The sequence below is a fragment of the Oribacterium sp. FC2011 genome, from assembly GCF_000701645.1.
Taxonomy (GTDB): domain Bacteria; phylum Bacillota; class Clostridia; order Lachnospirales; family Lachnospiraceae; genus Oribacterium.
This window is the reverse complement of record NZ_JNJM01000002.1, coordinates 61,001-73,525: the sequence shown is the minus strand read 5'-3', so window position 1 is coordinate 73,525 and position 12,525 is coordinate 61,001. Positions and strand designations below refer to the sequence as shown.

At 45.4% G+C, this 12,525-nt stretch carries 11 protein-coding genes; 3 read left to right on the top strand and 8 right to left on the bottom strand.

Annotated features, from left to right (window positions below):
• The first annotated feature begins 13 nt into the window (after positions 1–13).
• The 3 genes from T357_RS0101705 (at position 14) to T357_RS21655 (ending at position 3,574) form a co-directional block, all read left to right on the top strand.
• Positions 14–616: a hypothetical protein gene (locus tag T357_RS0101705; RefSeq protein ID WP_031548012.1), complete on the top strand. Its 603-nt coding sequence runs from the start codon at positions 14–16 to the stop codon at positions 614–616.
• 225 nt (positions 617–841) lie between these two features.
• Positions 842–1,618 (top strand): energy-coupling factor transporter transmembrane component T family protein, encoded by a 777-nt coding sequence (locus T357_RS0101700; RefSeq protein ID WP_031548010.1) that lies wholly within the window; start codon positions 842–844, stop codon positions 1,616–1,618.
• 141 nt (positions 1,619–1,759) lie between these two features.
• Positions 1,760–3,574: an ABC transporter ATP-binding protein gene (locus T357_RS21655; protein ID WP_031548008.1), complete on the top strand. Its 1,815-nt coding sequence runs from the start codon at positions 1,760–1,762 to the stop codon at positions 3,572–3,574.
• Positions 3,575–3,600: 26 nt separating this feature from the next.
• On the opposite strand, the gene T357_RS0101690 is transcribed toward T357_RS21655, so the two are convergent.
• From T357_RS0101690 to T357_RS0101655, 8 genes are all read right to left on the bottom strand, one after another.
• Complete coding sequence (locus tag T357_RS0101690) at positions 3,601–4,215, bottom strand: cytidylate kinase family protein (RefSeq protein ID WP_031548006.1); 615 nt, start codon at positions 4,213–4,215, stop codon at positions 3,601–3,603.
• A 93-nt stretch (positions 4,216–4,308) separates the two neighbouring features.
• Positions 4,309–4,950, bottom strand: coding sequence for a trimeric intracellular cation channel family protein (locus tag T357_RS0101685; protein ID WP_031548004.1), 642 nt, complete (start codon positions 4,948–4,950; stop codon positions 4,309–4,311).
• A 103-nt stretch (positions 4,951–5,053) separates the two neighbouring features.
• On the bottom strand, positions 5,054–6,616 hold the full coding sequence (locus tag T357_RS0101680) for an ATP-binding protein (protein WP_031548003.1): 1,563 nt from the start codon (positions 6,614–6,616) through the stop codon (positions 5,054–5,056).
• 170 nt (positions 6,617–6,786) lie between these two features.
• A complete protein-coding gene (locus tag T357_RS0101675) occupies positions 6,787–8,424 on the bottom strand; it encodes a vWA domain-containing protein (RefSeq protein WP_031548001.1) in 1,638 nt (545 codons plus the stop codon).
• Positions 8,425–8,611: 187 nt separating this feature from the next.
• The gene (locus T357_RS0101670; RefSeq protein WP_031547999.1) at positions 8,612–9,694 is read right to left on the bottom strand and encodes a leucine-rich repeat protein; all 1,083 of its coding nucleotides are present in this window, start codon (positions 9,692–9,694) and stop codon (positions 8,612–8,614) included.
• 110 nt (positions 9,695–9,804) lie between these two features.
• The gene (locus tag T357_RS0101665; RefSeq protein ID WP_242840043.1) at positions 9,805–10,362 is read right to left on the bottom strand and encodes a helix-turn-helix domain-containing protein; all 558 of its coding nucleotides are present in this window, start codon (positions 10,360–10,362) and stop codon (positions 9,805–9,807) included.
• 165 nt (positions 10,363–10,527) lie between these two features.
• Positions 10,528–11,343, bottom strand: coding sequence for a hypothetical protein (locus tag T357_RS0101660; RefSeq protein ID WP_031547995.1), 816 nt, complete (start codon positions 11,341–11,343; stop codon positions 10,528–10,530).
• A 265-nt stretch (positions 11,344–11,608) separates the two neighbouring features.
• Positions 11,609–12,469 (bottom strand): GDSL-type esterase/lipase family protein, encoded by an 861-nt coding sequence (locus tag T357_RS0101655; RefSeq protein ID WP_031547993.1) that lies wholly within the window; start codon positions 12,467–12,469, stop codon positions 11,609–11,611.
• Positions 12,470–12,525: the final 56 nt, after the last annotated feature.

Genomic DNA, 12,525 nt, shown 5'->3' with positions numbered 1-12,525 from the left:
GGGGCGTAATACTTTGGGAAAATTATTTAAAACATCTTTTTCAACACCGGTGATCGTTTTGATCCCTGCCTGCATTGGCATCAATTATATCGGAAGACTTTTTGCCCAGGTCCTGAAGCTTCCACTGTGGCTTGATTCCATCGGAACCTGTATCGGAGCCATCATCGGAGGCCCCATCATCGGAGCCATCTGCGGAGCTGCAAACAATCTGATCTATGGTTTCACAACCGGCGACAACATCACCCTTATCTATGCTCTCGCATCAGTGGGCATCGGAATCGCTGTGGGCATCATGGCAAGACTTGGCTTCATGACAACATTTACAAAGGCAATGATGACAGCCTGCGTGGGCGGTATTGCTGCAGTTATAGTTTCAACTCCGCTTAACATCGCATTCTGGGGCGGCACCACCGGTAATGTCTGGGGCGATGCGGTTTTTGCAGCAACTCAGTCTCAGGGCATCCCGGTATTTATCGGTTCACTCCTCGACGAAATTGTTGTTGATATTCCTGACAAACTCATCACCGGACTCATCGTATACCTCATCATAAGCAGGCTTCCGAAAAAGCTCACTGCTCTTTTCGACGAGAACGAAATGCTGGAGTCACTTGATTGATCATCATTTTTTGCTAAAATTAAACAGGACTTTGGAAACTGAGGCGGTCATGGGATTCATGACCGCCTTTCATTGCATAATGCCGCTTCTGTCCACAATTTTTTTTAAGCGGATGACACGTGACATTGAACTACTCTAAAAGAATCAATGATTCTTTCAACATAAAAACTTTTACGAAACCAGGATTTTTCCTTCTCGTGACGCTGTATTTCCTGAGAGGCAAACATGAAATCAATTTCTTTATATACAGACAATCGCTCATGGATGACAAAGCTTCACCCTTTCACCAAGCTGTTTTACCTTGTTTCAGCAGTACTCATACCTGTCATTTCCGGTCATCTTATGGTATATATCATGGCCGCCGCATTAAGCATTATCCTGCTGATGAGTACCCGGGTGTTTCGGAAAGCACTGCCGCTCATAGCATTTTCCTTCAGTATCCTGCTGACTATTTTCATCATTCAGGGACTTTTCTATAAGGATAATGCTTCCGTCCTTTTCACCCTCGGTCCCCTGACGTTTTACAAGGAAGGACTGCTGTACTCTTCCCGCATAGGACTGAATATCCTCAATATGCTACTTAGCTTTTCCATACTTGTCCTCACTACAAAGCCTTCGGAGCTTGTGGAAGAGCTTGAGAAAAAAGGGTTCAGCCCGAAGCTTGGATACGTCATCAATTCAGTATTCCAGATTGTGCCGGAAATGATGGGCACCATGGAAACCATATCCGATGCCCAAAGAAGCCGCGGCATGGAAACAGAAGGAAATCTTCTTACGAGAACAAAGGCATTTCTGCCCCTCATTTCTCCGGTAGTTATGTCTGCCCTCACTTCCACAAGAGAGCGTGCCATAGCACTGGAAGTAAGAGGCTTTGGCAGAGCATCAAAAAAGACATTTCTTTACAGTCACCCCTACAGAACACCGGATCACATCATAAAATGGGCTAGTATACTGAGTCTTGTGGGAGTTATCATCTGGAAGATCATTACTATTTTTAATTGAACCGACCGGACAGGCATCTGTATGACCGATACAAAAAACACAAAATAATCATTTTCAAAGAAATCCACCTGTGACGGTTCCCGCCGGGGAGAACCGTCACAGGTGGATAAATAGAATTATCATTTAATAAAAGAAGCTGACATGTCATATATCGAAATCAAAAATCTGAAATATCGCTATCCGGGAGCAACAGAGCTTGCTCTTAATGATGTAAGTTTAAATATCGAAAAAGGAGAATTCATCGGTATCGCCGGTGAAAACGGTGCCGGAAAGAGCACCCTGTCCCAGGCTCTTCCCGGACTTATACCCCAATTCTATAAAGGTGCATACGGAGGTCAGGTTCTTATCGATGGGCTGAATGCAAAAACAATACCCACAAGTGAACTTTGTCAGAAGGCAGGACTTGTTTTCCAAAATCCCTTCAATCAGCTAAGCGGCGCCAAAGATACAGTTTATGATGAGGTGGGCTTCGGACTTCAGAATCTGGGCATAGATTCGGACCTGATCCGCTCACGCATTGAAAACGTGCTCCGGCGTTTTGGAATATGGGAATTCAGAGACAGAAATCCTTTTGACCTTTCAGGAGGCCAGCTTCAGCGCGTGGCCATCGCTTCAGTACTTGCCATGGAACCGGAGGTACTGATCCTTGACGAGCCCACCTCCCAGCTGGATCCCGCAGGTTCCGAAGAAGTATTCAGAACCGTTGACGAACTGACAAAATCCGGCATTACCATCATCATGATCGAGCAGAAGCTTGAAAAGCTTGCGGAATACTGTGACAGGATCGTCCTTCTTCATGAAGGAAAACTTGTGGCTTTTGATACCCCGGGCAGGATCTTTTCAAGAGAGGATCTTCAAGACTATGGAATGTGTGCTCCCGCCTTTACTGAATTTGCCAGAAAGAATGATCTGAGAAATGCTGACGGAACTTATCCGGTGACAAAGGCGGAGACCCTGGCACTTATAAAGGAAGGTCAACTTGATACAGAGGAGCTTCTGATGTCACTCAGGGAAATGAGCTACGGCAATCCAGGTAATACCACATCATCAAAATCTTCAGCAATAAACAATCAGGAGCTAAACGATCCTGCATCCTCAAATTCCCCGGCAATAAACAATCCGGAACCAAGCGATACTTCTCCGGATGTCAAAAAAGGAAAAGCTGCTTCAGAAGGGCAATCCCTGACCGGAAGAAGTCAGGAAACCTTTACCGTTTCTGACCTTCACTTCTCTTATGTCGCAGGAACTGAAGTTTTTAAAGGCCTGAATCTCGATTTTGACATGAGATCCACTGCCATCATCGGCCAGAACGGCGCAGGAAAGACAACCCTTGTGCGCATACTGAAGGGACTCCTGAAACCCGACAGCGGATCCCTCACCTTCCGGGGACAGAACCTGGGCAGCAAAACAGTAGCAAAACTTGCAAAGCAGGTGGGCTATGTTTTCCAGAATCCCGATGACCAGATCTTCAAGTACACCGTAATTGAAGAGGTAATGTTTGGACCGCTTAACATAGGAATGACAAAGGAAGAAGCCGAGGCTCATGCTCACGACGCTTTAAAAATCGTAGGACTTGATGACTTTTGCCAAAAGAACCCCTACGACCTTGAGCTGTCCGACAGAAAACTGGTTGCCATCGCTTCAGTCCTTGCCATGAACCCGGACGTCCTGATCCTGGATGAACCCACCATCGCCCAGGACCACAGAGGCAAAGAAAAAATAAAAGAAATCATCCGGTCCGAAACCTCAAAAGGCAAACTCGTCATCGCCATCCTCCACGACATGGACTTCGTAGCAGACACCTTCGACCGAGTCATCGCCATGGCCCACGGCGAAGTCCTCCTTGACGGCACCCCCGAAGAAATCTTCACCCGTGGTGATATTCTTGAAAAGGCCTCCCTCGCGCCACCACACCTCATTTCACTGATGAACGAACTATCCTCAAGAAATCAATAAATATTAAGCCGGGGCATATGCCCCGGCTAATCCTTCGAGTACATGATCCTAAGGTCGCACCTCGCCTCTACGCCCATGCGCTCGATGTAGATATCCGTCTTCGGAATCCACTTGTCGATGTAGTCATCAAGCTCGGAAGTGCCCTCCCGGTCGATAACATTCTCAATCTGCTGCTGATGCTCCACATCCATGAAAATCTTCAAGTCATATGGATCTCCAAAGTATGGATTCATACAATACGTACCCTCAACGATATTGACCCTCTTCGGCACCATATCCCTCGCGTACTTTGCGTCAAAATCCATCGTATGATAATTAAAAGGCCTGTAGTGCACCACATCGCGCCTCTCAATCACATCAAGCACCTCACGCTTGAAACGCTCGTAGTCAACATTACCCCCGACCTCCAGCAAACGCTCCTTTGTCCTCTGATGACTCTGGAGATAGAAATCATCCATGTGAAAAAGATTCCCGCCAAACTTTCCGTGAAGGTATTTGGCAATTGTGGTTTTTCCGGCTCCGGTGCGCCCATCTATGGCAATAATGAGACAATCATCTCCACTCCTGATAAGCTTCTCTATCGCAAGAACCGCAGGAAGGAATCTCTCCCTGTCCTTTGTCTGCTTCTGTTTACTATTCATCACATTACCGTCTGTTCGATCTTAAAAATTCTTCCAATCCACTTCCCTGAAGGATCAATGTCGCAGCATTAATATAATACCTCGATACAGATCCTAATGATTAACCCGGGGAAGATTCCACTTAAAAATGATAGCCGCAGATCTGAGTACTACAATAGAGATAAATCCCAGCACCATGGATATACGTATATCACCTGTTACATGATATACCAGAATCAGAATAATGTCTCCTGCTATCGCCGCCAGTGCATATATATGCTTTATGAAAACATATGGCATATTTGCGCACATTATATCTCTAAGTACACCTCCTCCAACTCCGGTAACAAGTCCGAGAAATACCAGAAGAAAACTGTTGTCTCCGAATCCGGCATACATACCGACTCTCAGACCATCTACAGCGAATGCCGCCAACCCCAAAGTATCAAAACAAACCAGTGATATGTTATAAGCTCTTCGAACTTTTTCAGGTTTAGACTTATTCATGCAGGCATTCAGGAATATAACATTGGCAGTAACAATGGACACTATGACATAAAATGGATTCTTGAACATATTGGGAGGAGTATTTCCTATCACGATATCACGGAACAGTCCGCCTCCACAGGCTGTTGTCACTGCAAGAACATTAACACCGAAAATATCCATCTTCTTTTCTATTCCCACAACTGCACCGGAAATCGCAAATGCCACGGTTCCTATAAGGTCAAATATAGCAATAAGTGACAGTTCCATCACAATACCTCCAAAATCCGCGGGAACAATGCCCCGCGGATTCTTTCATTTTATAGTATTTTAAATACTATAACTCTTCATATTCTTTTTAACGATATACTCATCAGATTTCCATCACCTTCATGACTTCATCTCTGAGCTTCGCCCTCTGATCCTTTAAAAGCAGATACTGATTGTACTTGTAGTATGCATCATTTCCACACTCGGAGATGAACTTAAGGGAATAGAATCCTGCGTTGAGATCACTAAGGAAAATGACAAGCTCCTGTCCTTCCCCAAAGGTCTTATTTATAAATTCAAAGGCATTAGTCAGGTGATCCCCTGTGGTCCTGACAGCCCCGGTTCTGGCTGCTTCTCTCTCAGTAAACCACTGCTTTGCCACTGCGAAAAGCTCTGCATCGTCACCACCGGAAAGAGTCAGCTTCTCCTCAAGCTCCTCAAGAGCCGAAAGTACCTTTTTCTGAATCCTTTCCTGATAACGGCTGAGCATATGTGCCTTGATATTTCTTTCCATCTGAAGCTTCAGGAAGTCATGATCGGTTCTTAGGATGTCAAGAAGTCCCGCATTTCCTGATGATGCACCGGCTGCTGCAATACCATTTTCAGACGAACCTGTCGCCGTACTGCCTGCTGCAGCCTCCTTCAGCTTCTTCACCTCCGCGAACACCTCTCTCTGAATGTCGAGGTTCTCCGCATACTTCCGGAACTCACGGTTCAGGGTCTCAATCATAAGACCAAGGAGTGAAAGCTTCTCATCAAAAGGTGCCGTCACGATAGCACGCACATCCTTCGGGAATTCGCCTGCAAGGATCGACGGAACCTGATAGGTAACGCGGTACTTATTGTAAAGCTCATAGTAAGTTGCAAAATCCCTCGCGATCTCCGGGTCGCCAATGTACTCTGCCACCAGATCTCTCGTCACCGGCAGCTCCATATCCTCATAAACCTTGATGATACGGCTCAGATCTTCCCATCCTCTGGCTGTTACGAAATGCTTCCCTTCTACCCCGGCCTTCACCGAATAGAACTTGTCCTTCTTTATCTCAAGGTATGCAAGTATAGCACCGCACACATCCATCTTATAGGCATATTCCTTCCAGACCTTGAAGTCCTCCAGGATGTCGATCCGCTTCACACGGTCAAGGGTCACAATGTCGAAATCCCTCACGGACTTATTGTACTCCGGCGGATTTCCCGCAGTCACGATGACAAAACCCTCCGGCACACGATGGGAACCAAAGGTCTTGTACTGCAAGAACTGTAGCATGGTGGGTGCCAATGTCTCCGACACGCAGTTAATCTCATCCAGGAACAGTATTCCCTCCTTCACACCGGAACGCTCAATCTGGTCATAGATTGACGCAATGATCTCGGACATGGTGTACTCTGTAACCGAATACTCCTCCCCACCGTAATTCTTTTTACTTATATAAGGAAGTCCGATGGCAGACTGTCTGGTATGGTGTGTGATGGTATAGGACACCAGGTTAATGTTAAGCTCCTCCGCAATCTGCTCCATAATGGCAGTTTTTCCTATTCCGGGAGGCCCCATGAGGAGCACCGGTCTCTGCTTTTCCACCGGAATCCTGTAGGCTCCGGTCTCATCCTTCATAAGATAAGCTTTTACTGTATTTACAACTTCCTGTTTCGCTTCTTTGATGTTCATAACAACCTCTGTCAGATTTTTTTACACGCACCTGGTCTTCATTCGCTCTTCTGCGTGTCGTCATTTTCTAAAACAATCAGTTTAGACACGCAAACTACCTTATATCCTTTTTCTGCGTGTCATATACTAATTCCAACTCATTTGAAGACTAATACCAAAAACAAATGGCTTTATTCCTTCAAATAAAGCTTCATCGCCCAGTACGGAACGTCCTTATCATTGATGTCCGCCAACGGGTCAAATACAAATGCCGTATCATAGTCCGGTGCCTTTTCCGGAAACTCCCCGTAACCATCGGTAAAGTAGAGCATTCCTTTCATATCCGGAAGCTCTCTCTTTTTCCGAAGCTCCTCTACGTAATTAAAAGCCGGCCGGAAATCCGTGCCATATCCACCCCGGATCTGAAATCCCTCCGCATACTCCTCAATCTCCTCAGGCTTCTGTAGAGTCACATCCTTTTGAACCTGATCATCGCACTCTACTATATGGACTCTTATCTGCTTGAAAAAACTTGTCCTGTTCCTGAGGAGCGCCGCAGTTTCATTAAGAAATTTCTGGACCTGTTCCTGCTTAGTGGAGGCCGAAGTATCGATAACGATGACCAGATCTGATATCCTTCTGTCCTCGCAAAATTCGTTTTCCTCTATAAGCGGCATGTTTCCGTAGACCTCCATGCCGTAATTGTAATATCCGTAGTCAAAGCTCTCCGGATCGACTCTGGTTTCCTCCCTCACAACCGTGAGCTTTCTGAGGAACTCTCTGAAATCTGTTTCCTTTCGGTACTGCGCAGAAAGCACCCAGGCGAGACTTCCCGTCTCATCCCCTGCTTCGGCACCAAAGGTCTCGAGCTCAGTCTTCAGTCTCTCAGCGGTATCCTTCCAGTTCTCGTCCAGCTCCTCCATCGGAATCTGCTGAAGCGGCGCACCGCCACCGGAATTCTCCGGGCTTCGCTCTTCAATATCCTCTCCGAGAGGAGACCCATCCCCGGAGCCACCATTTCCATCGGGCCCCGAATCACCCGACTGTGACTGACCGCTTTTGTCATCCTGCTTCATCCCACTGCCTGCCTCAGCCTGATCTTCCCCGGAATTGTCATTACCCTCCGGTTTTTCCGAACCGGAGCCATCATCTGACTGATGTGAGCCATCTGCGTCCCCGTCGTCAGCATTATCACCGGCGGCACCTGTGGGCGGCTTCATATCTTCGGGAATCTCAGGAGGCTGCCCGGCCTCAGGGTCCTTGCTGTCATCCTCCAGCCTCTTCCAGAACTGATGGTCGCACCTGTAAAACTCCTGCTGAAGCTTCAGCTTTGTATCTATATCGAGATTGATGCTCTTAAGGTAATGATAAATCCTCTCCGCTGTCAGCACCTTGCACTCTGCCTTAAGCTTCTCGTACCACTCCTCCCGAAACGGATACGCCGGGCGGTTAATGATGTCATAATCCATGGAATCCAGCACCGACTCCACCTGTATATCCGACGCCAGATCCCAAAGCTCCTTGTCCTCATACTGATCCGACGTGAACATATGCCTGAAGATGCAGTGCAGCACGATGTGAAGATACAGCCTGCAAAGCTTCTGGGGGCTCTCTATAAAAAGATGGAACACGAAGCTCGGATTATAATGTATAGTCCTTGCATCCGTCCCCATCCTCTGGGTATTAAGGTCCAATGTATATCCCAGGCTATCCAGCGCCCTCCCCATAAATCTCATGGCGAGATACAGCTCGGTCCTTGATTCCGCAAGTATTCTGTTTCCAAAATCCCGAAGGTCCCGGTGGGACTTCATTAATTTCTGATCTGCCATAAATCCACCTTGAAATCTATTCGCTTGTTAATCTATGAGTTTAAATACACGAAAGCTCGAATACCATATCACAATTACACCAGTGCCCGGCCTATATCCGGCAAAATCAATTACATATCGCAGCCGTACCGGCCTCCGGCTTTTATCTTCCAACACTATCCTATATCATCTTCAGATTCCGGTATTTTTATAATTCAAAGGTCTCCGGTCCCGTCGCCGGCCCGCCTGCTGCACCGCTCCTGAAATGCCGTTTCTGATAATCCATTAGCTGAGCCGAGATGAGCACCGCTCCCTCCCGGGAAGCTGCCTCCAGAGCCGGAACGATTGCCTCCTCTGAGATCAGTTCCTCTTCCACCAGGAACCTGATCCTTTCATCTGTTCTCCTGCTATCCTGAGGTATCCAGATAAGCTCCCCTTCATGTCCGAAGCGGGGCGCCTTCTGCCCCTGAATCAGCCTCGGCAAAATCTCAGGGCTGTGACTCCTCAGATACTCACGATACTGCTCTCTATAATCATCGGAAAGTCTCCATGGATACATAAGTCTTCCGAAGGCAGCATTAACCGCACTGGCAGGCTCGTCATAGGTAAACCTCTGAAACTGCCTGTCATACCCGGAAAAATCAATCTCTGTTCTCGTCACCAGCTGCCTCGTGTTGTACCCGGAACCCTCGATATGCTCATGAAAAGCCCGGCTGAAGGTGTCCTCCTCGTAATTATCCGCATAGGACGGAAACGTAAGCGCCGCCGTTACCATGGTCCTTTTGCTAATGCTCCCGTCCGGATTCTCAATCTCCTCCCGCCTAAGCGTTCTCTTCGGCAGCCTATCCAGAACCTCATCTGCCCTCAGATGCTCCTCATCCACCGGAAAATGAATCAGCACCGGAATCATGGCATCACTGTCGCCAACGATTTCCTTCAAAAGCCTGAAGCTCCCCGTCTGATAAAAGGTAATGTCAATTTCCTGCAGCTCCTGGCACTGACGAAGAGCACCGTCATAATAATCCACCACGCTGTCCGAAAGCTTCACGTAATGAAGATGATGACAGTTGTGAAAAGCATAGGGCCGAAGCCTTTTCACTTTATCAGTGAGAGTCACGGTCTCAATATCATCCCTTGACGCAAAGGCTCTGTTGTTGATTTCTTCAACAGGAATCCCAGCATCGCCATCTATATATTCAGGCACAAAAAGCGCCCGTACAGATCCTTCATAACCTGTAACAGACGCAAAGCTCGTTCCCTTTTCTGTTTTTATCTCATATGTTAATGACATTTGGATTTCCTTCATGTACAGCCAAGGGTCATTACCCTTTCTGCAAAATACCATTTACATTTTCACTGTTTAATGTGATTTTATATATATTTTTTACATTATTTGGTGTCTTATCCATCTTTTCTTCTTATATCCAGCCAGAAAAAATCTTCTGCCATCCTACCCTGTGTCTTTTCAACTATCAGCATGGGATCATAAAACGGAAGATCCAATGCTTCCAACTGGATTTTCATTTTATCCCTGGTTCTTGGAAAACATCTTTCTTCCAAAAAGTCCTGATAGTCCTTATAGGTCGGTTCCGTGATAACTCCAAAAGCTCTGAACTGATTATTATCCGTATAATTTTTAATCTTAACAGTTTCTTCACGGTCGTCCACATCTATAACAGTACAAAGATCATTTTTGTACATATATAGAATACGTAAAGGTGTTGTCTGAGGTGGTACTTCGTATTGCTTCGGAATACCGGTGTCCTCCGTTACCAGCCTGAGCAGTACAACTATAGGACCGGTCACATTGACCTTCCCGCTCTCCCAGTGTTCAACCGTTTTTCGGGATACGTTGCAGAAATCCGCAAATTCCTGCTGAGTCATATTCACCATTTTTCTTACTGTCTTTATCTCATCTCCGGTCATTTCCGGTGCAAATGCATATTGAGTCGCAACCACAGTCAATCACCCTCCTCATCTATTAACGCTATTTTTGAGCCTTAATATCTGACACATAGATGTACATCTGCTTGGCTCTATAAACGCATATTTTTGTCATTTATATCTGACATACAGATGTATATCTAATTGGCTCCAATGTTATCCATCTAAAGCCCCTGAATTTTAGGACTTCTCAAACAGATACGCATATTTTCTCATCTGTTCATAAATAATAGTTTCGATACGCTTTTTTACCACGTCCGGATAAAAAGCTTCCTCTTCCAAAACATTTCTGACATCACTTTTACTGAATGAAAACTTTAGTTTGTCTCCCCAAAGGTTTGATACTGCCTCCATTTGCTCCTCAAAACTTTGAGAAATAGTTTTAGAATGAACGGAATCCATCATCTCATAAATGTCTCCGTCCATGGGATAATCAAGACTTGTATCTGACAGCAAAGCAGCCCCTTGATCAAAAAATGGACATACCCGATACTGTCTGTTTTTGTCCAGAACGACTGCTATGTTATGAAGATGCCGATCTTCATTCAGGAAAAAACCATCAATTGTTAAAAGCTTACAGAGATACTCACCAAATCCTGAAATTCCCGTAAGTTTCTCAACTGTATCCACCAGGAATTTCGCCCTGTCTTCAACTGAAGAAAGATGATATACCTCTTCGTAAAAACTTGATCCATATTGTTTCCTATATAATCGTTCTAGGGTTATCAGCTGTCCGGATTCTCCCAGAAAATCCCGGCTTTTACACCCAAGATAATCTTTGTTTTTGTAGTGTATTTGCTCAGTTTCATACAAAACAAACTCCTCGGTATGGAGATTACTGAGTGTCATCAGCCTGGATACTACATATTCAGAAATCCCCTCATAACCGGTATAATCCGCCTTGTACCAGATACCATCCTGTTTCCATTTCAGCTGATTACCCTTAGAGGATTGACGTTCTTGTATATAAAGATTTTTTGAAAGAAGTTCGATCATTCTACCCTCCTCTATAAACTCATATTTTTCGCCGTTTATTTCCAACACACAGATGCAGATCTAATTGGCTTCATTCCACAGCTTTGATATATCAAATATACCCTAAATTTTAGGGTGTTTCAAATACTTTGACATAACCTCATAAATCATTTATACAAACACGTCATTAGAAGCCTCCATTCTGCAAAGCAAAGATATCTTCTTTTAAACGGTAATGCACTATTGAAAAACGGGAGCGGACTTCTCCGCTCCCGTCTCTCTTTCTTTAATTATAAATTCCTGTGGTTTCGTAGTTCGGATGCTTTGCCAAAAGCTCATCGATATAAGGCTTATATTCTATATCCCTTTGCTCTTTCGCTGCCTTGGCAGTAGCGTAAAGTACGTTGTTTTCCTGCTGAACCTCTGAAGGTATGGTCTCTTCCGGCGCATAGATATATTCGGCACCTTCTATCATCTCACCGGTAACCTCTCCCTTTACAGCTGATGCCACAAGCTGTGCCAGCTTTTCATAGAAAGCTCCTGTCATATGAACCTTATCTTCCATATAGTACTCAGGATGACCAAGAGCAAGATTACAACTGTCGATGACAGTTGCCCCGAATCTTGCGGCAACCTTCTTCACAGGGTCCACAGAATCGCGCTGAATCCCGAAATAATAATCCCTTGTCTCAGGAGGAATGATAAAGAAGATCTTATGCTTCTTGTTGCTCATGAGATAAGTATTTACAACCTTTGCATACTGGTTTTCAAAGTACTTAGCTGTCCAGTCATAGGCACGGATGTCATTGGTGCCAAACATAAATATGAGAATGTCCCCATCATAAGCCACACTGTCACGATACATAGGTGTGTCAATATACTCCAAGGGCCCATCATCAATAACATAAGACGATGAATAACCGAAATTCTTAACCTCATAATCAAATCCTAACATTTTCTGGAGCTGTGAAGGATACGATTCTCCCGGGTTCTCAAGAAGATATCCCCTTGTAAGAGAATCTCCCATACACGCCACCTTCGTTGCGGCAAAAGACGTAACAGAACAGCCCATCACCATCACTGCCGCCAGTGCCAACGCAGGCACCATTACAGCCTTTTTGAGTCCTAAAGTTATATTATTAATCATATCTCTCTTTTAACCTTTCATCTATAAAACTCTGTTTTTTCAGCCGTAATATCTGA